This window comes from Streptomyces xingningensis (assembly GCF_054957865.1).
Map to the genome: position 1 here is coordinate 71,718 of NZ_JBDJPF010000003.1, position 19,540 is coordinate 91,257.

Genomic DNA, 19,540 nt, shown 5'->3' on the forward strand with positions numbered 1-19,540 from the left:
ACACCGACGTTCCGGATGATGCCCCGTCAACGGGGCTGCTGAGACGGACGCGTGACGATTCCGAGGCCCCGAGACGGGGCCTCGTTGCATGTGCAGATCGGAGCCCCGCCTCGTTGGAGGAGGTTCCGATGACACATCCCCGCTACTACCTCACCACGACGATTCCCTATGTCAACGCCCGGCCGCATCTGGGGTTCGCCCTGGAGCTGGTCCAGGCAGACGTCCTTGCGCGTCATCGCCGTCAGGCGGGCGACCTGGTCCGTTTCCTCAGCGGCACGGACGACAACTCCCTCAAGAACGTCCTGGCCGCGGAGGCGGCGGGCATCGACGTCCAGGAGCTGGTCGACCGCAACGCGGCGGCATTCGCCGAGTTGCGCCAACCGCTGGCACTGTCCTTCGACGACTTCATCCGCACCAGCAGCGACCCCCGTCACCGGGCCGGTGTGGAGCGGCTGTGGCGGCAGTGCGCGGCTTCGGGCGATCTGTACCGCAAGCACTATGAAGGGCTCTACTGCGTTGGCTGCGAGCAGTTCTACACTCCCGACGAGCTGCCGGACGGCCGCTGTGCCGAGCATGGCACCGAGCCCAGACTGGTGGCCGAGGAGAACTGGTTCTTCCGGTTGTCCCGCTATGCCGACAGGCTGTATGAGCTGATCTCCGACAACCGGCTGAGGATCGAACCGGCTTCCCGCCGCAACGAGGTCCTGGGCTTGATCGCAGGCGGCCTGCACGACTTTTCCGTCTCGCGGTCCCACAGCCGGGCCCGTGGCTGGGGCATCCCGGTCCCGGACGACCTCGGCCAGGTCGTCTACGTCTGGTGGGACGCGCTCGGCAATTACGTCAGCAGCCTCGGCTACGGCACCTCCGATGCCGCATACGAGCACTGGTGGGCGCGGAGCGAGAAGCGCGTGCACCTGGCCGGCAAGGGCGTACTGCGCTTCCATGCCGTCTACTGGCCCGCGATGCTGCTGTCGGCGGGGCTCCCGCTGCCCACCGACATCCTGATCCACGACTACCTGACCGTCGACGGCCAAAAGATCAGCAAGTCCAGTGGCACGGCCGTCGATCCGACGGAACTGGTTGCCGACTTCGGCGCGGACGCCGTGCGCTGGTGGCTGCTGCGCGACGTTCCCCGGGTCGGAGACGCGGACTTCACCGTGGACCGGCTCATCGCACGCGCCAACGCCGACCTCTCGGGCGGCCTGGGCAACCTGGTCAACCGGGTCATCACCATGATCCACCGCTACCGCGGTGGTCATGTCCCCGTCTCCCTTCCCAGCACGGCCGGCACCGCGCGGTTGGCCGAAGCCTGCCGCGATGCCCCCGGGCGGATCGAAACCGCTCTGGCCGACTTCGACTTCCGCCGTGCCGCGGCCGCCGTGTGGACGATCGTCGAGGAGGCCAACCGCTGTATCGAAACCACCAGGCCCTGGGAACTGACCAAGGCCGAGCGCGACGGGAGCCGAGCCGCAGGGGAGCAACTGGACGAAACCCTTGCGGCCCTTCTCCGGTCCTGCCGTCGGCTCGCCGACCTCTTGACCCCGTTCCTGCCCGGAGCCGCCGCCCGGATCGCGGAGCAGTGCACCACGGTCAAGGGCGTCCTCCCCGCGGCACAGCCGCTGTTCCCACGGATCGGCGGCTGACCGGCCGGGGAGCGACGTTTGTGCACCATGGTCAACAGGGGCCGTACACCTGGGCCACGCTCACCGGCCCGGAGGACAATGAGCTCTGCGGGTCACAGTGATCCCGCCTCCCGCCCAAGGTCCTTCGGGCCGTAGAGTGCTGCCGGTGCCCCCGTGGTCAGGGCCCAGTAACGGTCTCCGAAGGACCAATGCCACCACTCGGTGGGGTAGTTCACCAGGCCGACGGCGCTCAGTGCGCTCCCCAGAATGCCCCGGTGGGCGCGGGCCTCATCACTGATGTTGTCCGCCTGTGTGTAGCAGGCCCCCGCGCTCTCCTCCGGACTCGCATTCATACGGGTGCCCAGGTCCAGTTCACGGCCCTCGGCATCGGCCAGCGTCAGGTCAACGGCCCCACCGGCACTGTGCGGTGCGATCTCGGGCGGGGAAACATAGCGGCTCGCCGCCGAGCGTATCCGCTCATCGCTCCACTCCGGATGCCGGGCACGCAATTCGACGGCGTACTCGTCGAAGTATTCCCGTTGCAAGGCCAGCGGCCGGTACCCCTCGACAAACAGCAATCGCATGCCGCGCGGAAGCGTTGCCTGTGCCTTGACCAGCCGGTCGAGCACCCCCTCCCGCAAGAACACAAAAGCGTCCGCGGCATCCCGCTGCCGCTCATCGACCAACAACGGGCTGTCCCGGCGCATATTCACAAACCGCTCGCCGCATTCGCGCACCGGCATGGCAGCAACCTTGGGATCGGACATCAAGGTGATCTCATTCATGACGCGATCATGCCTCAGATCCGGGTGCCCTCAGACGAACCGATCGGTTCAGGACGAACCTGCTGGCGCTGCTGGGCACCGTCTGCGCCCTGGTCGTGATGATCGCGGTGCTGGTGGTCTCCACCACCGTCGCGCAGGCCGTTCACCAACGGGCCCCGGAACTGGCGCTGTTGCGCGCGGTGGGTGCCTCCCCCCGGCAGCTGCGGGCCGCGGTGAGCCGGGAGATACGGGCCGTGGCGGCCGTGGCGGCGGCCCTGGGCACGGTCGGCTCGGTCCCGGTGTACTTCCTGCTGTCCCACCTGTTGCGGTCCAGGAGAGCCGTCCCGATCGGCCTGGACCTGCCGGCGCCCTGGTGGATGTTCACCGCGCCGCTGCTCACCGTGGGCCTGACGGTGCTGGTGGCCTGGCTCTCCGGCGCGCTGGCCTGCCGTGGCATCGCCCGGGTCCGCCCGGCCCAGGCGGTCAGTGACGCCGGGACGGAGCCGGAGCAGCCGGGCAACGGCCGGACGGTCACCGGAATCGTGCTGCTGCTCGTCGGTGTCGTCGCGGGTGGTACGGCGCTGCTCCAGGCCGGGGAGCTGGCCGCGATGGCGGCGAGCACCTCCGCCATGACTCTGGTGATCGGCTGCGCGCTGCTCGGCCCGTGGATCGCGAAGGGCGCCATACGGGTACTGGGCGCACCCGCGAGCCGGCTGGGCGGTGCCGCCGGACATCTGGCCGCCGCGGCCGCCCGGGCCAACACCCGCCGCCTGGGGGCCGCGATCACCCCCATCGTGCTGGTCGTGGCGTTCGCCGGCGTGCAGTTGTCGGCAGGCGCGACACTCGAACGACAGGGCGCGAAGCAGGGCGCGCGGGCGATGCGCGCGGATCTCGCGGTGACCGGCCCGGGTTCCGGCCTCCCGGACGAGGCGGTGCGCGCGGTGCGCGGGGTGCGCGGGGTGCCGGGCATCGCCACCGCCTCCGGCGTGCTGCACAGCACGGTCGTGCTGGCGTACAAGGAGGCCGGTGACCCGAGGCTGACCCGCCTGCCGGTCATGGCGCTCGACCCCGGTTCGCTGCCCCGTACCATCGATCCGGGCCTGGCCGAGGGCGACCTGGGGAAGCTGGGCAGGGGCACGGTCGCCGTCGGCGAGGACCGGGCGCGTTCCCGGCATCTGAAGGTCGGCTCGACAGTCAAGATCCGTTACGGCGACGGGGCCCAGGTGCCGCTGAAGGTCGTCGCGGTGTACGAACGCTCCCTGGCCCTCGGCGACTTCCTCTTCGCCCCCCAGGAACTGGGGCCGCACATGGGGGCTCCGCTGTACTCGCGGGCCCTCGTCGCCCTGGAACCCGGGGCCGACCCCGCCCGGGTGACGACGGCCGTCCGCGAGCGGCTCGCGACCACCGCGCCCGGCGCAACGGTCGAGACCCACCCCGAAGGGGAGCACCTGCGGTCCGAGGACCGCGGGACCGGCGAGGTCATCTCGACGGTCGCGGTGGGCGTGATCGGAGGCTTCACCGTCATCGCCGTACTGAGCACCCTCACGCTGATCATGCTCGGTCGGCTGCGCATCGAGGCGGCGGCGGTGATCCTCACCGGACTGGTGGTCGGCACGGCCGCCGCGCTCGTGCCCCTGCCCGCCCTGAGCTTCGGTCTGGCCGGAGTGCCGCCCTATCTCCCGCCCGTCCAGGCCGGGTTGATCGTGGCCGTCGTGGTGGTGACGGGTGCGGCCGGCTGTCTGCTGCCCCTGAAGCCACTGCTCCGGAGCCGGCATCCGGCAGGGCGCGAGTGAGTCATGACGGAGCGGTCGGACCCCGGCCGCGTCCGTGATCTGCGCCAAGGCCACGTCCGTCATGTAACTGGTCTCCGACGGCGACCTCGACCTCATCGCGGGCCATGACCTCACAGGTCATTGAGTCCATGCCCGCCCGATGGCACCGTCTCCTCAGGCCGGCTCCGGTCGGGGTCCGGCGCACCGATCAAGGAGACCGCTATGAGCAGTGTGACCATGACCACCCGGCGCCCGGCGGCCGACGGCGCCACACCACTTCTGCTGCGTACCGGTCTGCGCATCGACAGCTGGGCCACGACCGTCTTCGGCATCTTCATGCTCGTCGGAAACCGGTGGCTCAGCGGCCCGCTCGGCCTGCCGAGCACATGGTCCATTCCCTTTGGCACAGCGATGCTCGGCGGGGGCGCCGCCCTCGCCCTGATCGCCGGATATCCGCAGATCCCACCGCGCCTGGCCGCGACCGTGGTGGTGGGCAACGCACTGTCCTGCGCGGCGATGCTCCTGCTCACTTTCACCGGCGTCATACCGCTCACCGGCCTGGGGGTCGCCTTCATGGTCATGGGAGCGCTGGCGGTCGCGGTCTTCGCCGAAATCGAGCTCGTCGGCCTGCGGCGCGCCCTGAAGTAACTCCCGGCTCCTAAGCGGAATGTGGTGACAGCGCCGTGAACCAGAGCAGCGCAACGGTCGCGACACCCATGATCGGAGTGAGTATCTCCGTCTCCAGTTTATTGCCGCTGTGCTTGATGACCACAATTTCATAGCGGGTCTTCAGCGGCCACAACCAGGGCGCTCCCCGCTTGGTGATGGAATCACCCAACAGGTGGGCCACACAGCCCAGTCCTATGGAGTAGGGCAGCCAGCCCGGGGCCGAGGGAATGAACTTGGCGATCACCGCCGTGCCGATACCGGCCATCGCCACAATGGTGCCCCAGGCATGGAAGCCATGGCCGGGCGGGCAGATATTGAGCGCCCGCACGGCCAGCGCCAGAAGGAAAAAGGTCATGCCCAGGGTGAACGGCCGCCCCAGGAAGGTCACTCCCGCCCAGCTGCCGAGCGACATGAGTGCCACAAAGAACAGCGAGTGCGTGGCATGACGGTGACCACCGGAGATCCAGGCCACAAAACGGCACAGCACTTTCGACACGGGTCCGAGGAAGTTGGCTATGGTGCCGTCATGGTGGTCCAGGTCGGGCAATAGCGCGGCACCGGCGCAGAGCACCGTACCCATCAGGATTTCCTGCGGCGTCAGATGCGCATGCATCACCAACGGCGGCAGGTATGGTGCGGTGCCCGCGAATAGCAGCGCACCGCTCACCGCATGTGAGTGACCCATCATCGCGTGTTCGTTCTCCCCCGCTCGGCGCCATCACCGTGACGCGCCCTCAAACCGGGAAGACGCTACCACCAGTTCAATCGGCCCGGTTCTCTCGAGCGGCTTCACCCACGGACGGTGGCTCGACGGCCGACACTGTCTCCAACCCGATCTTCTCGGCGATCCGGCTCAACAGCACGTCCTGCGCGGCGAGATGCCGTTGCACCTGCGTCACCTCGGACAACGTCGCGCTCGTATCGTTGAATGTGGCCTCCGAGCGCCTGTCGGACGCGGCGGCCTGCACATTCTGGCCGACCATGATGACCGACAGCAGCACCAGCTGCAGGAAGGTCTGCGCCACCCAGGAGACGATCGACGCCGCGCCGCCATGGATCGCGTCCGGGAGGCTGATCAGGTCGAAGAGCGCGAACGCGTAGGCGCACCACATGCTGCCGACCGCCCGGGTGACAAGGATGGCGACCTTGGTGTTGAACCGGATGACCGCGTTGCCCTGCGGCAGCTGATCCCTGACCTTCACAGGCCCCTGGGCGTTCCTCGAGGCGATGTGCGGATGGGGCGAGTGCTGGTAGCTCGTCATCATCCGACTTTCCCACCATGGGCGACCTCCAACAGAGCTGTTCTGGAGGTGAGTTGAATAAAGCCTCGGTCCCAACGAACAAGGCGGCGGTGCTCGGTTGTCCGAGCACCGCCGCCTTGGTGTGTTGGTCGGGTCAGTAGGCGGAGTTGACGTTGTCCATGGAGCCGTAGGTCTTGGCGGCGTAGTTGCAGGAGGCGACGATGTTGGCGACCGGGTCGTAGATGTCCCAGGAGGTGCCGTCCACGTGGTAGGCCTTGAAGGTCGGGTCGATGATCTGCAGCAGGCCCTTGGACGGGATGCCCGCCTGGGCGTTGACGTCCCAGTCGTTGATCGCCTGCGGGTTGCCGGTGGACTCCCGCATGATGTTGCGCTTGAGGCCCTCGTACGAGCCGGGGATGCCCTTGGCGCTCATGATGTCCAGTGCCTGGCCGATCCAGCCGTCCAGATTGTCCGCGTACGCCTTGGGCGCGGGGGCGGCCGGGGCGGCGGGGGCGGTCTTCTGCAGGGGCTTGCGGGCCTCGGACCGGCTGGCGGTCTGCTTCGCGGCCCGCTCCTTGCCGGCGGCCTCGGCGGCGGTGCCGGTGTCGGCCTTCTTCTTGGCCTGGGCGTCGGCCTTGGCCTGGGCGGCGGCGTCCGTCATCCGGTCCGGCCCGCTCTGCGGGTCGCCGGTGGCGAAGGTCTTGGTGTTCCAGGCGACGGGCTTGACGGTGGCGGGCTGGGCCGCGGCGGCGTTGCCGGCCAGGGCGAACGCCAGGGTGGCGGCACCGGCCGCGGCGATGCCGGCGGCGGAGAACTTGTGGACCTTGGCCAGACGGGTATAGCCGGAGTGGGTGGAGCGCATGGGTGAGCTGGACCTTCCGTTCGCGTGAGCCGCAGTGGCCGTCATTGGCGCGAAGAAAGCGCCGCGTCTCGATCGACGGCGCCCTGCGACCCGGCCATTGTTAGCGGCCCGGGAACGCCCTGACAAAGGGTGTGACCTACTACCCCGGTTCGTGGGACGGGGGTCCCCCCAACCCCAGAAATGTCCGATTTGCTCCTTTGTGCGCCCACTAGCCGGCCTCGTAAGTGACCCGCATCTCATGAGCAGCCCCACACCAGGCACCCCCAAACATCACCCACCGCGCATAAATGAACACATGGCGCGCAGAAGCCTGCCATGACGACGACGGGCGTAACCAGGGTCCCCTTGGGGGAGACATTGACGTGGCCGTCTGCGGCAAGCGGAGCAGTCGCCACACAGAAGACGCACTGCCGCCCAATGAAACCGTTCAAGTATCTGACACGTGGTCAAGCTCCAAGGTTTGCCCGGCGAATCGCGTGTAGCGTTTCGATTCCGCGAGCATCCCCATCAAGGGATCACACATGTCCGAGACGACCGGCCTGCCGGCTTCCGCACGGCGGCGATGCTCACCCAACCACCTCGCCTCCGTCTTGCTGCTCACCCTCCTCCCGCTCGTCGGCTGTTCCTCCGACCATGCCGCTGGGCCGCGTCCGGAGAGTTCCACCGGGGCGAGCCCCTGGTCGAGCGTCCGCCTTGCCCGCGCAAAGGCACTCGGTCACCATCCCGGCGTCTCCCGGACCGCGCGGCCCACGCTCGCCAACTCCCGGGTCGGCGCGCTATTCGCCCACGACACCTCGGGGGACCACTTCTGCACCGCCAGCGTCGTGGCCAGTCCCGGCAAGTCGCTGCTGATCACTGCCGCACACTGTGTGCACGGCGGAGGCGGCGGGAACTACCACAGCGACATCGTCTTCGTCCCCGCCTACCGCGACGGCCGGACGCCCGACGGGATCTGGCAGCCCGCCGACATCGTCGTCGACCCTCGCTGGACCGACTCCGGGGATCCGGACCTCGACGTCGCGTTCATCGTGCTCAAGCCATTGAACGGCAAGCACATCGCCGACGTCCTCGGCACCAACCGGCTGGGCACCAATCAGGGCTTCAGCCACATCGTCAGAATCACCGGCTATCCGGATGGCGGCAACGAGCCCATCACCTGCGGAAATCGGACCACGCAGCAGAACGCCCACCAGATGCGCATCTCCTGCACCGGCTACAGCGGCGGAACGAGCGGCAGCCCATGGCTCACCCGCCTCGACCCGGCGGGCCACAACGGCGACATCATCGGTGTCATCGGCGGCTATCAGCGGGGCGGTGACACCGACGACGTCTCCTACAGCCCGTACTTCGACGAGGACATCCATAAGCTCTATGAACAAGCCACCGGTCACGGGGGTTGACCGCTGAGGCCGGCTCGCCGGAGGCTCAGAACCGGATCTCTTCGCAGGCGCGGCCGCGCAGTTGGAAACGGCCGTTGAGGTGTTCCCAGCCCTCGGCGCATACCACCGAGCGGTTGGGGAGGTCGCGTCCCACGCGTACCGTGTACTTCTGGTGGTAGCCCCAGTATCCGGTTGGGCTGTTGGCGTTCAGGCCGCCACCGTAGATATGGAAGTGGCCGGTGAAATCGCCACCCCAGGTGGTCGATGCGGACACCGAGTCGACATGAAGACCGCGACCCTCGACCTTGATGCAGGTCCGGTCATTGCATCCGGCCGCTCCGGCGGAGGCCGGCGGCGCCCCGGCGATCACCAGCGCACCCATGCTCGCCGCGAGCACCCACACCCGGACGAGCCAACTCGCCCTTGTACCCACACCGTTCACCATGGACCCCGTCTCTCCAAGTCATCGCTCTCGAGGGGCGATCCTGCCGACTCCGGTGAGTTCCGCCTGCGTTTCGGCACCCGGTTCCACCGAAAGGGCGGCGGTGCCCGGTTGTCCGAGTACCGCCGCACCGTGGGTGCTATGTGGCTCAGGGGGCGGAGAGGCACACCATGTGCACGGCGAAGGCGCGGCCCGGCTAACGTCGGCCGAGCAAGGCCATGTCGGCGTCGTCCAGCACAAGACGGGCCGCCGCCATGTTCTCCATGAGATGGGCGAGCGAGGCGGTGCCGGGGATCTGGACAATCGAGGAGGAGCGTGCCAGGCCCCAGGCAATGGCCACTTGGAACACCGTCGCACCATGCCGGTCCGCGACCCTCCGCAGGTTCTCACCGGCAAGGGCGGTGTGACCGCCGCCGAGGGCGAAGAAGGGCATATAGGCGATGCCCGCGTCGGCGCATTCGTCGACCAGCGCCGCATCCTCCTGGTCGAGCACACCGAAGCGGTTCTGCACGGCGGCGACCGGCGCGATGGCACGGGCCTCGGCGAGTTGAGCGCGCGTCACATTGCTGACTCCGAGGTGCCGGATCAGCCCTTGGTCACGCAACTCGGCGAGGGCGGCGAAACGGTCGCCGATCGGGTCGGCGCCTCTCCTGCTGAGGCGGCCCACCCGTAGGTACACCAAGTCGAGTATGTCGACGCCGAGTTCACTCAGGTTCTGCTCCACGGCCGGGCGCAGCTGACCGGGCGTGGCATCGCCGGTCAGCTCGCCGGCCGGATTGCGGATCGGGCCGACCTTGGTGGCGATGGTGAGGTCCGCGGGGTAGGGATGGAGGGCCTCGCGGAGGATGTCGTTGGCACGGCGGGCGCCGGAGAAGTAGAAGGCAGCCGTGTCGATGTGGCGGGCGCCGAGTTCAACGGCGTGGCGGGCGACGGCCACCGCCGTGTCACGGTCCGTGGCGGCGCCGTTCCAGCGGCCCGGCAACTGCATCGCGCCGAATCCCAGGCGTGGGACGGGAGTTGTGCCACCCAGTTCGAAGACATATGACGTCATGCGGCGCAGTATGGCACAGTGTGTCCGGCTGCCCGGCCATACATGTCACACGATTGCGTACCATGCGGGCGTGATCGTCTACGCCCCCGCGGCCCTGTTCCTCCTTCTCTTCGGCATCGGCGTGCTGCGTGACCGCCGGCGCTTCAGCAACGCCATCTACCTCGGACTCGCCTGCGTATGCCTGCTGTTCGCACTGCTGCGGGTGGCCGACACCATCGGCGACCGCGGTCATCACGCCCTGGCGTGGCTGCTGGCCGGGATCCTTCTGGTCCCCTTCCTCGGCGCCCTCGTCCTGCCGGTCTTCCTGCTGGCCAACGGCGTGAAGATGATCCGCAAGGAGGGGCGCAGCCCGGCGAACCTGCTCTCCTTCCTCGTCGGCTTGGCCATCTTCGGCGTCATGGGCCTGCTGCTGGTGGCCGCCGTTGCGCACTCCCGCACTCTGCTGACCGTGGCCGGTACCACCCTGCTGATCGCCGGCTATGTGTCGTTCCTCTTCTCCTGCTTCATCGGATATGCCGGGGACGGCTTACGGCCGGATGCGGCCGCGCCGCGATGTCGACTTCGTGGTGGTGCTCGGTTCCGGGCTGATCGGCGGGACCCGGGTGCCGCCGCTGCTCGCCAGCCGGCTGGAGCGCGGGCGCAAGGTGTACGAGGCGCAGGCGGCGCGCGGCAACCCGCCCGTCCTCCTCACCTCCGGCGGGCAGGGGCCGGACGAGAGGCTCCCCGAATCCCGTGCCATGGCCGACTACCTCATCGAGCGCGGCTTTCCCGCCGCGCACATCCAGTGTGAGGACAGGTCCCGCACCACCGAGGAGAACCTCGAGTACAGCAAGGCGATCATGTCGGCGGCCGGGCCCGGCTATTCCTGCGTGATCGTCACCAATAACTTCCATGCCTTCCGGGCCGCCCTGATGGCCCGCAAGACCGGGGTCAACGGCCAGGTCGTGGGCTCCCCGACGGCCGCGTACTTCTGGCCGAGCGCGACCATCCGTGAGTTTGCGGCCGTCTTCCTCGGCCACAAGCTCGTCAACTTCACGATCTGCGGTCTGCTCGCTCTTCCCGGGGTGCTGGTCTGGTGGTCCCGCTGAGCCCGCGGCCGTGGCCGGTGGCGCGCGGTCAGAACTCGTCGTTGGTGAACGGCAGATACTCGGTGTGCAGCGCGGCATCGAGCATCCGGGCTGCTTCCGGCGTGTGCTCGGTGACCAGCCCGGCGCGGACCAGGTCGCCCAGCCGGGTGCCGCCCAGATAGCAGGCGGCCAGGTCGCGTACCTCCAGGGCGAGGTCGGCCGGGTCGGTGGTCGGCTGGTACGAGCTCCCGGCCGGACCGGCCGTCAGTCTGAACCTGCCCTGATTGGCGGGAATCACGGGGTCACGGACATCGAGGACGAGGTCGGCGGACGCGGCCCAGGAGCGGGCGGTGAGGGCGGCCCGTACATCGACCAGGCGCAGCCAGAGCGCCGGAAAGGTCTGGGTGACGCGCACTTGGTCGTGGTCCTGGGCCACCAGCGGCAGGATGTCGTCGGCCGGGCGGCCCCAGGCACGCACCTTGCCGGTGAGGTCGATGGAGGCGAGATAGCTCCACAGGGCCGCGGCGCCGGCGGGTGTGGCGGCCTCCAGCTCATAGACCTGTACGAGACCCGGGGTGCGTTCGTCGTCGTCGCCGCCACGAGTGCGGTAGATCGCATAGCCGTCGGGGGTGTCGCCGCCCAGCACGACGATGCGCGGCGGGCTGAGCTCGTCGTCGTCCTCGTCCTCGTCGGGCAGGATCTGCTCGCGCCACCAGTAGCCGTCGCGGGCCAGGCGCCCGGCACGGTCCGCGCGCCGTGCTTCGTAGAACGGGCCGAGGCGGGCGGGTGCTTCGGCGGGGTCCAGGAGGCGCAGTGGGCCGGGGTCCGGGGTGATGCGCAGGCCGAGCGGGCGCTCGGAGTCGATCTCGACGGTGGAGAGATGGGTTCCGGCGCCGAAGCCGAAACGGCCGTAGATCGCGGCCTCGGAGGCCCATAGGGCGGCGATGGGCTGTCCCGCCGCGGCACAGCGCCGCCACTGTTCCTCGAGCATCCCGGAGAGCACGCCGCGGCGGCGGTGGGTCGGGGCGACGGAGACGAAGGTCAGGCCCGCGCAGGGCAGTTGTCCGCCGGGGATGGAGAGTTGCAGGGGAAGGGCGGCGCAGAGGCCGACGATCCGGTTCTCCTCGTAGGCGCCGATGCGGGCGCAGCGGCGGAGGTAGGCGCGGTCCCGCTCGCGTGCGTCCTCCTCGTCCTCGTATTCGTGGAAGACGAGGTAGGAGTGGTCGAGGGCGCGGTCGAGGTGGGACTTGGGGACCTCGCGGAATCGCAGAGCGGGGCGGGTGGGCCGGGGGTCGGCGGATGCGTTCGCATGGGGTGTGCTCACTCAGCGGATGCTAAACGACTCTCTCGTCCGGAGCAGGCAATATCCGGGGCGGTGCGGTCGCACGCTCGATGTCGGACGTTTGCCTGAATGCGAAGAGATCCCATGTTACTTACCGTGGAAGGAGAGGCGCCAGAAGACAGCCGGGTCTCCGGGGGCGCAGCTACTGAGCAGTACCCGATTCCCCGGCGTACCCCAGGAAGACCGGGGCAGCCACCTCGCAGATCCGCCTCAGGAGAGGTCATGGCAGGGCCGACGGCAATGGACTCGGAAACATCGCCGCGGACACCCGTGAACACGGCTCCGCAGGTGCGGACCCTGCCCGAATATTTCGAACGTACATGCGATAGAAGTCCGGACAGAACCGCCGTGATCTGCGCGGCCCAGCAGCTCAGCTATCTGGAGCTCGACCGCCGGGCCAACCGGCTCGCGCATCTGCTCGGGGCCCGGGGCGTGACCCGGGGCTCCCCCGTCGGAATCCTGCTCGAGCGGTCCCTGGACACCTATGCGGTGCTGCTCGCGGTGAGCAAGGCGGGTGGGGTCTACGTCCCGCTCGATCCGTCGTTTCCGGCCGACCGGCTGGCCCTCATCGCCGAGGACGCCGGACTGCGCGACTTGGTGACCACCTCGTCCCTGCACGGCCCGACCCGGCAACTCCCCTGCCCGGTACTGGAACTCGACCGGGCGGGGAGCCTCCTGGCCCGTCATCCGGACAGCAGACCCGCGATCAACGCCGAGCCGTCCTCGGCGTGTTACATCATCTACACCTCCGGCACCACCGGCCGTCCCAAGGGGGTCGCCATATCCCATGCGAGCATCGTCAACTTCCTGCGGGTGGCCGCACCGGTCTATCAAGTGACCGGCACGGACCGGGTCTACCAGGGCCTGTCGATCGCCTTCGACTTCGCCGTCGAGGAGATCTGGCCGACCTGGATGGCGGGCGCGACCCTGGTCACGGGCACCGACGACGACCGCCGCGCGGGACAGGGGCTCGGTGACTTCCTCGTCGAGCACCGGATCACGGTGCTGTGCTGCGTTCCCACCCTGCTGATGACCCTCGAGGCCGAAGTGCCCACCCTGCGCAGCCTCCTGGTCAGCGGCGAGGCCTGCCCTCCCGATCTGGTGCGCCGCTGGTCGCGCCCGGGCCGCCGCATCCTCAACGCCTACGGCCCCACCGAGACGACGGTCACCGCCACCTGCGGCGAGCTTCTCCCGCACCGGCCGGTCACCCTCGGCACTCCGCTGCCCACCTACCGCGTCTACATCCTGGACGACGAACTGCGGGCGGTGGCGCGGGGCGAGAGCGGCGAGATCTGCATCGGCGGCCCCGGTGTCGCCCTCGGCTATGTCAACCGCCCCGGCCTCACGGCGGAACGTTTTGTGCCCAACCCGGTGACCCGTGACCGTGCCGACGCTCCGCGGATCTACCGCACGGGCGACCAGGGCCGGTTCACCGCCACGGGAGAGATCGAGTATCTGGGCCGGGCCGACTCCCAGGTGAAGATCCGGGGTTACCGGATCGAACTGGCGGAGATCGAAACGGTGCTGCGCGAGGACGACGCGGTCGAGAACGCGGTCGTCAACCCGCTGGCGGCGGACGGCGGCGCGCCGGACTTGATCGCCTACATCACCCTGAGCGGCCGGCCGTCGGCGACGGCCGACGAGGAACTGCGCGAACGGCTGCGCGCCCGGCTGCAGCGCAGGCTCCCCGGCTATATGATCCCCGCGTTTGTGGAGGTCCTTCCCGGGTTTCCGCTGCTGACCGCCGACAAGGTGGACCGCGCCGCACTGCCCGCTCCCACCTCACCGCCCCTCGCCCGCGGCTCACGACCGCGGGTCCTCCCCCGGACGCCGTGGGAACACCGGCTGGCCGCGCTGTGGCAGGAGGTTCTCGGCGGCGAGGTCTCCACCGAGGACGATCTCTTCTGCGACCTGGGCGGTCACTCCATGACGGCCGCCCGGCTGATGTCCCGGATGCGCGCGGACCCCGGAATGCGGGGCCTGGCCATGGGGGATCTCTACGCCCACCCCACCGTCCGGGATCTGGCCGCCTACCTCGAGACGGGCACCGCCGGGCCGGGTCCCACCGCACCCCCCGCCGGGCGGCCGCCCGCGCCCGGACGCCGTTCGACCACGCGGGTCACCGCCTGCGGCGTGGCCCAACTCGCGGGACTGTACCTGTGGTTGCTGCCGGCCGGCCTGGCGGCGGTCGCCCTGGTGTACCGGCTGTGCCTGGCCTGGCACCTTCCGCTGCGAGCCCCCGGGCCGACCGGCGTTCTGGACCGGCTGATCCGCCTGCCGGTCCCCGCGTTCACGCTGTTGGAAGCCGCCTGGCTGGTGGTGAGCCTGCTGGTGCTGCCGCTGCTCGGCGGCCGGCTGCTGATGGCCGGGGTACGGCCGGGCCGCTATCCGCTGTGGGGCGTGACCTACCTGCGGTTCTGGCTGCACGGCAAGATGCTCGCCCTGTCCCCGCTCGCCCTGCTGGCCGGCTCACCGCTGCTGCCGCCCTGCCTCCGCCTGCTCGGTGCCCGCATCGGACGGCGCTGCCATCTGTCGACGGTCGTCATCCCGCCGTATCTGGTGGAGATCGGCGCGGGGACGAGCATCGGCTACGGAGCCCGCCTCCAGCCGTATGCGGTCGAAGGCGGCTGGCTGCGGCTGGCACCGGTCCGGATCGGGGCGGACGGCTTTGTGGGCACCAACAGCGTGCTGCTGCCCGGCGCCGTGCTCGGCGACCGCGCCTCGGTCGGCGAGCAGTCGCTGGTGCCCGAGGACCAGGTCATACCGGCGGGCGAACACTGGGCCGGCGCACCGGCCACCCGCCAGGACACCCCTCCCGCCCTCCTGACCGACCTGGCCGCCCGGGCCGACGACCGCCCCTGGCCCGCCCGGCTGCTGGCCGGATACGCCGCGGGGGCACTGCTGTTGCTGCTGGTGCCGCTGCTGGTCGTCACCGGCGCCTCAACGCTGGTCGGCTATGCTGCCTGGCGGTTCGGCTTCGCCTGGGCGTGTGCGTTCACGGCGGCCGCCGGGCCCCTGACCGTCCTGGCCACCTGCGCTCTCGTCCTCCTCGTCAAGCGGACCGTACTGCCCGCCGCCCGGGCCGGCATCCATCGTGAGCGCAGTGCTTTCGGGGTCCGCAAGTGGATCGGCGACGGCATGCTGACCCTGAGCCTGACCCTGACCCATGCGCTGTACTCCACCCTCTATCTGGTGCCGTTCCTGCGCGGGCTGGGTGCGCGCACGGGCCGCTGGTCCGAGGTGGCGACCGTCAGCTTCGTCGACCCCGACATGCTCGTCATCGGCGAGCAGAGTTTTGTGGCGGACGTCAGCGTGGTGGGCCCGGCGGTCTTCCACCGGGGCCGGATCGCCCTGGCCCCGGCCGAGGTGGGGCGCCGCAGCTTCGTCGGCAACGGCGCGCTGGTACCGGGCTCCGGCCGGCTGGGGGCGGGCAGCCTCCTCGGGGTCCACTCCCTCGCCCCGACCCGGCAGATCGCCCCCGAGACGACCTGGCTGGGCTCACCGGCGGTCTTCCTGCCGCGCCGCGAGGCCAGTCAGGAGTTCCCCGCGAAGCTCACCTATGACCCCGGACCCGGGCTGATCACGGCCCGCCTGGCCATCGAGTACTTCCGGATCACCCTGCCCGCGACGATCGGCGCGCTGGGCGCGCTGGCCGCCCTCTATGCCGCCACCCGCCTGGCCATGGCCTTCCCTCCGGTGGTGCCGTTCCTGCTCGGCCCGGCCCTGCTGCTGGGGGCGGGACTGGCCTGCACCCTGGCCGCCGTGCTGCTCAAGTGGCTGGTGATCGGCCGCTACCGGCCGCGCGTGGAGCCACTGTGGAGCATCTGGGTACGGCGCACCGAGCTCATCACCGGCCTGTACGAGAACCTCGTCGTGCCCGTCCTGATGAACCTCCTCACCGGTACCCCCTGGGCCGCCGCCGTGCTGCGCCTGTTCGGTGCCCGCATCGGACGGCGGGTCTGGCTGGCCACGACCTATCTCACCGAGTTCGACCTGGTCGAGGTGGGCGACGACGCGGCGATCGGCGAATTCACCTCGCTGCAAACCCATTTGTTCGAGGACCGGGTGATGAAGATGTCCAAAGTGACGATCGGGGCGGCCGGTTCGGTCGGCATCCGTTCCGTCGTCCTCTATGACGCACGGGTCGGAGCCGGGGCCGCACTGGATGCCCTGTCCCTGGTCATGAAAGGCGAATCCCTGCCGGACGGAACCCGCTGGCAGGGCATCCCGGCCCGGCCCCGCCCGGCAGCACACCCCGATGGAGGCACCATATGATCACGCCCGTCCAGCACCGGCCGTGGAGCGGCCCGCAGGTCGACGGCGACCTGCCCGGTCCTCGCTCCGCCGAACTCCTCGCGCGGCAGGAGCGGTGGGAGTCCAATGCCCGCACCTATCCCCGTCATCTGCCCATCGCACTGGACGAAGGCCGGGGAAGCTTCGTCCGGGATGCCGACGGCAATGTGTTCATCGACTTCCTCACCGGCGCCGGTGTGCTCTCCCTGGGCCACAACCACCCGGAGCTGGTGGAGAGCGTGACCCGGCAGCTCGGCCTGCTCACCCATGGGCTGGATTTCCCCACCCCGGCCAAGGACGCCTTCACCGAGGCACAACTGTCCATGCTGGAACCGGAATTGCGCAAGCGCATCAAGGTGCACTTCTGCGGGCCGACCGGAGCCAACGCCATCGAGGCCGCCATCAAGCTCTGCAAGACCGCGACCGGCCGCGGGGACGTCGTCTCCTTCCGGGGAGGCTTCCACGGCAGCACCCACGCCGCCATGGCGCTCAGCGGACTGGTGGCCCCGAAACAGGCGGTACGGGACACCATGCCCGGCGTCCACTTCTTCCCGTACTGCTCGAACGGCTGCGCCATGGACTGTGCCGGCTACCTGGAGCAGGCGCTGAACGACAGCTACGGGGGCATCCCGCTGCCGGCTGCGGTGCTGCTGGAGCTGGTGCAGGGCGAGGGCGGGGTGGTGCCCGCGCGCACCGACTTCGTGCGCCGCGTCCGTGCACTCACCCGCGAACTGGGCATCCCCCTGGTCGTCGACGAGGTACAGACCGGCTGCGGACGCACCGGCACCTGGTACGCCTTCGAACAGTACGGCATCGAACCGGACGTCATCGTCGCCTCCAAAGCCCTCAGCGGCATCGGCACCCCGGTCGCCCTCATCCTCTACGACACCCGACTGGACACCTGGGCACCCGGCGCCCACATCGGCACCTTCCGCGGCAACCAACTCGCCTTCGCCGCAGGAACGGAGGCCATCCGCGTCATCCGCCGCGATCACATCCTGGAGAACGTCCGGCGGCGCGGCGAGCAGATCGCGGACCGGCTCGCGGAGTTGCGCGTTCACCCATGGGTCCATGAGGTGCGGGGCCGCGGCCTGATGTGGGGAATCGAGATCGCGGAACCCGACGGCGGCCGGCCGGCGACCACGATCGCCGCCGCGATACAGGCCCATGCGCTGCGGCACGGGCTGATCGTCGAACTCGGCGGGCGTGACGACCGCGTCGTACGGATCCTGCCGCCGCTCAACGTCACCGCGGAGGTCGTCGACGAGGCCTGCGCGATCCTCACGGCGGCCGTCAAGGCCTGCGGTCCCTGACCCCGAGGGGGAGGCGCCATCCCATGGCTCTCATCGTCCAGAAATACGGCGGTTCCTCGGTGCGGAGCACCAAGGAGATCAGGCACGTCGCCCGGCGCATCGTCGCCGCCCATGACGACGGCCACGATGTCGTGGTGGTGGTGTCCGCCATGGGCGACACCACCGACCAGCTGCTCCGGCTGGCCCAGGAGTTGTCCCCCCTGCCGTCCCGTCGCGAGCTGGACATGCTGCTGACGGCGGGCGAGCGCATCTCCAACGCGCTGGCCGCGATCGCGGTGCACACCCTGGGGGCACCCGCATGTTCCCTCACCGGACCGCAGGCCGGTGTGATCACGACGTCGGCCCACGGCCGGGCCCAGATCGTCGACGTCGAGCCCAAGCGGGTGCGCCAGGCGCTCGACCGCGGCGAGATCGTGCTGGTCGCGGGATTCCAGGGCGTCAGCCGGGAGACCGACGAGGTCACCACCCTGGGCCGGGGCGGCTCCGACACCACGGCCATCGCCCTGGCCGCGGCGCTCAAGGCCGATGTGTGCGAGATCCGCACCGATGTGGACGCGGTGTACACCGCGGACCCCAAGCTTGTGCCGGAGGCCAGGCCGCTGCACCGGCTGTCCTACGAGGCGATGCGGGAGCTGGCCGACAGCGGCGCCAAGGTGCTGGCTCCGCGCAGCGTGGAATACGCCCGCCGGCACGGGGTGACCATTCACGTCCGGTCGGCCCGCGCCGACGGCCCGGGCACGGTGGTGTCGGGGGATGCCGCGAGCCCCCGGCCGACGAGTGAGGCGATCACGGGTGTCGCCCACGACCTGTCCTGCACACGGCTCACCATGACCGCCGTCCCCGACCATCCGGAGGCCCTGGCGAGGGTCTTCCGCGGCCTGGCCGACGCCGAGACCGAGGTCGACCTGGCCGTGCACCACCTGGTGCCGTCGCCGGACGGACGGCGCGGCGACATCACCCTGGTGCTGCCGCGCGGCGCCGCTCCCGCCGCGCTGGCCGTGCTGCGCGAGCGGCGGGTTGAGGTCGGCTACCGGGAGCTGGCCGCCAGGGACGACATCGGCACCGTGTCGGTCGTCGGGTCCCGCATGCGGGCGGCCACGATCGCGGCCTTCAGCCAGGCACTGGCCGTGGCGCGGATACGCTGCGAGGCCGTCTCCACGTCAGGGGACCGGATCACGGCCCTGTGCCCCGGCTCCCGGGTCCCGGACGCCGTCCGTACCCTGCATCGGACCTTCGGCCTCGGCACGGGCCGGGAGACCACCGACGGCCTGTCGCCACTGAGCGCCAATGGAACGATCATGGCGCGATGAGGTACCCCGCCCCGGGGGCCAACGGCCCGACGCCGCGTACCGGCGTGCGGGATCGTTTCTTGCGGGAGGCCCGGCTCGTTGAGTGGTGGCGAGCCCGGAGCGCGGGTGCTTCGGAGCGAGGAGAGGAGAAGCCCTGTGCGTCGGATGGTCATCGCGTTGGTCGCGGCCCTTGCGGTCGGCGGAGTGGGTGCATCGGCGGCGGCCGCCGACAAGCCGCCCTTTCCATACGCGGATTGCGTCAGCGCCGCCCGGAAGAACGGCGAGAGCGCCGGCCACGCCAAGTGGCACTGCGACCAGTTGGTGAAGAAGGGCTGGGTCAAGCGCCCGAAGGCGACCTGACCCGCCCCGGCGTCACCCACCCGCGGAGCCTGCTTCTTACTTCGGGTTCTTACTTCGGGACCGCGGCGCATGAC

Annotated in this window: 15 protein-coding genes and 2 pseudogenes; 9 read left to right on the forward strand and 8 right to left on the reverse strand. The window is 69.9% G+C overall.

The features are described from left to right. The first annotated feature begins 128 nt into the window (after positions 1–128). Complete coding sequence (gene metG / locus ABCR83_RS02560) at positions 129–1,643, forward strand: methionine--tRNA ligase (protein WP_462692855.1); 1,515 nt, start codon at positions 129–131, stop codon at positions 1,641–1,643. Between the two features lie 92 nt (positions 1,644–1,735). Here the strand turns inward: metG and ABCR83_RS02565 are convergent, their stop codons facing one another. Next, on the reverse strand, positions 1,736–2,407 hold the full coding sequence (locus ABCR83_RS02565; RefSeq protein WP_462692857.1) for a M15 family metallopeptidase: 672 nt from the start codon (positions 2,405–2,407) through the stop codon (positions 1,736–1,738). A 95-nt stretch (positions 2,408–2,502) separates the two neighbouring features. On the opposite strand from ABCR83_RS02565, the gene ABCR83_RS02570 reads away from it, so the two are divergent. Both ABCR83_RS02570 and ABCR83_RS02575 read left to right on the forward strand, forming a co-directional pair. Continuing rightward, positions 2,503–4,179 carry an FtsX-like permease family protein gene (locus ABCR83_RS02570; protein ID WP_462692859.1) on the forward strand — a complete coding sequence of 559 codons (1,677 nt, stop codon included), beginning with the start codon at positions 2,503–2,505 and terminating at the stop codon, positions 4,177–4,179. 201 nt (positions 4,180–4,380) lie between these two features. Further along, complete coding sequence (locus ABCR83_RS02575; protein ID WP_462692861.1) at positions 4,381–4,806, forward strand: hypothetical protein; 426 nt, start codon at positions 4,381–4,383, stop codon at positions 4,804–4,806. 10 nt (positions 4,807–4,816) lie between these two features. On the opposite strand, the gene ABCR83_RS02580 is transcribed toward ABCR83_RS02575, so the two are convergent. The 4 genes and pseudogenes from ABCR83_RS02580 to ABCR83_RS02595 form a co-directional block, all read right to left on the reverse strand. After that, a complete protein-coding gene (locus tag ABCR83_RS02580) occupies positions 4,817–5,515 on the reverse strand; it encodes a metal-dependent hydrolase (protein ID WP_462692863.1) in 699 nt (232 codons plus the stop codon). 73 nt (positions 5,516–5,588) lie between these two features. Next, on the reverse strand, positions 5,589–6,089 hold the full coding sequence (locus ABCR83_RS02585) for a hypothetical protein (protein ID WP_462692865.1): 501 nt from the start codon (positions 6,087–6,089) through the stop codon (positions 5,589–5,591). A gap of 133 nt (positions 6,090–6,222) precedes the next feature. Next, positions 6,223–6,930 (reverse strand): transglycosylase SLT domain-containing protein, encoded by a 708-nt coding sequence (locus tag ABCR83_RS02590; protein WP_462692867.1) that lies wholly within the window; start codon positions 6,928–6,930, stop codon positions 6,223–6,225. A 341-nt stretch (positions 6,931–7,271) separates the two neighbouring features. Next, positions 7,272–7,361: pseudogene (locus ABCR83_RS02595) on the reverse strand (pyridoxamine 5'-phosphate oxidase family protein); the annotation flags it as partial. A 90-nt stretch (positions 7,362–7,451) separates the two neighbouring features. Here ABCR83_RS02595 and ABCR83_RS02600 point away from each other — a divergent pair. Beyond that, positions 7,452–8,330, forward strand: coding sequence for a trypsin-like serine peptidase (locus ABCR83_RS02600; RefSeq protein WP_462692869.1), 879 nt, complete (start codon positions 7,452–7,454; stop codon positions 8,328–8,330). A gap of 25 nt (positions 8,331–8,355) precedes the next feature. On the opposite strand, the gene ABCR83_RS02605 is transcribed toward ABCR83_RS02600, so the two are convergent. Further along, positions 8,356–8,742: a hypothetical protein gene (locus tag ABCR83_RS02605; RefSeq protein WP_462692871.1), complete on the reverse strand. Its 387-nt coding sequence runs from the start codon at positions 8,740–8,742 to the stop codon at positions 8,356–8,358. 205 nt (positions 8,743–8,947) lie between these two features. Beyond that, positions 8,948–9,802 (reverse strand): oxidoreductase, encoded by an 855-nt coding sequence (locus ABCR83_RS02610; protein ID WP_462692873.1) that lies wholly within the window; start codon positions 9,800–9,802, stop codon positions 8,948–8,950. Positions 9,803–9,872: 70 nt separating this feature from the next. Here ABCR83_RS02610 and ABCR83_RS02615 point away from each other — a divergent pair. Next, positions 9,873–10,890: pseudogene (locus ABCR83_RS02615) on the forward strand (YdcF family protein). A 28-nt stretch (positions 10,891–10,918) separates the two neighbouring features. Here the strand turns inward: ABCR83_RS02615 and ABCR83_RS02620 are convergent. Continuing rightward, on the reverse strand, positions 10,919–12,193 hold the full coding sequence (locus ABCR83_RS02620) for a GNAT family N-acetyltransferase (RefSeq protein WP_462692875.1): 1,275 nt from the start codon (positions 12,191–12,193) through the stop codon (positions 10,919–10,921). 306 nt (positions 12,194–12,499) lie between these two features. Here ABCR83_RS02620 and ABCR83_RS02625 point away from each other — a divergent pair, with 306 nt between their 5' ends. From ABCR83_RS02625 to ABCR83_RS02640, 4 genes are all read left to right on the forward strand, one after another. Further along, complete coding sequence (locus ABCR83_RS02625; protein ID WP_462693073.1) at positions 12,500–16,486, forward strand: Pls/PosA family non-ribosomal peptide synthetase; 3,987 nt, start codon at positions 12,500–12,502, stop codon at positions 16,484–16,486. Further along, positions 16,483–17,817, forward strand: a complete 1,335-nt coding sequence (locus ABCR83_RS02630) for an aspartate aminotransferase family protein (protein WP_462692877.1) — start codon at positions 16,483–16,485, stop codon at positions 17,815–17,817. The genes ABCR83_RS02625 and ABCR83_RS02630 overlap by 4 nt, the downstream gene beginning before the upstream one ends. 23 nt (positions 17,818–17,840) lie before the next feature. Further along, positions 17,841–19,127, forward strand: a complete 1,287-nt coding sequence (locus ABCR83_RS02635) for an aspartate kinase (protein ID WP_462692879.1) — start codon at positions 17,841–17,843, stop codon at positions 19,125–19,127. A 135-nt stretch (positions 19,128–19,262) separates the two neighbouring features. Further along, entirely contained in the window at positions 19,263–19,466 is a 204-nt protein-coding gene (locus tag ABCR83_RS02640) for a hypothetical protein (protein WP_462692881.1), read from the forward strand. Positions 19,467–19,540: the final 74 nt, after the last annotated feature.

Coding starts and splice junctions, on each gene's coding strand:
- metG (WP_462692855.1), top strand. CDS start 129: ATGACACATCCCCGCTACTACCTCACCACGACGATTCCCTATGTCAAC.
- ABCR83_RS02565 (WP_462692857.1), bottom strand. CDS start 2,407: ATGAATGAGATCACCTTGATGTCCGATCCCAAGGTTGCTGCCATGCCG.
- ABCR83_RS02575 (WP_462692861.1), top strand. CDS start 4,381: ATGAGCAGTGTGACCATGACCACCCGGCGCCCGGCGGCCGACGGCGCC.
- ABCR83_RS02580 (WP_462692863.1), bottom strand. CDS start 5,515: ATGATGGGTCACTCACATGCGGTGAGCGGTGCGCTGCTATTCGCGGGC.
- ABCR83_RS02585 (WP_462692865.1), bottom strand. CDS start 6,089: ATGACGAGCTACCAGCACTCGCCCCATCCGCACATCGCCTCGAGGAAC.
- ABCR83_RS02590 (WP_462692867.1), bottom strand. CDS start 6,930: ATGCGCTCCACCCACTCCGGCTATACCCGTCTGGCCAAGGTCCACAAG.
- ABCR83_RS02600 (WP_462692869.1), top strand. CDS start 7,452: ATGTCCGAGACGACCGGCCTGCCGGCTTCCGCACGGCGGCGATGCTCA.
- ABCR83_RS02610 (WP_462692873.1), bottom strand. CDS start 9,802: ATGACGTCATATGTCTTCGAACTGGGTGGCACAACTCCCGTCCCACGC.
- ABCR83_RS02630 (WP_462692877.1), top strand. CDS start 16,483: ATGATCACGCCCGTCCAGCACCGGCCGTGGAGCGGCCCGCAGGTCGAC.
- ABCR83_RS02635 (WP_462692879.1), top strand. CDS start 17,841: ATGGCTCTCATCGTCCAGAAATACGGCGGTTCCTCGGTGCGGAGCACC.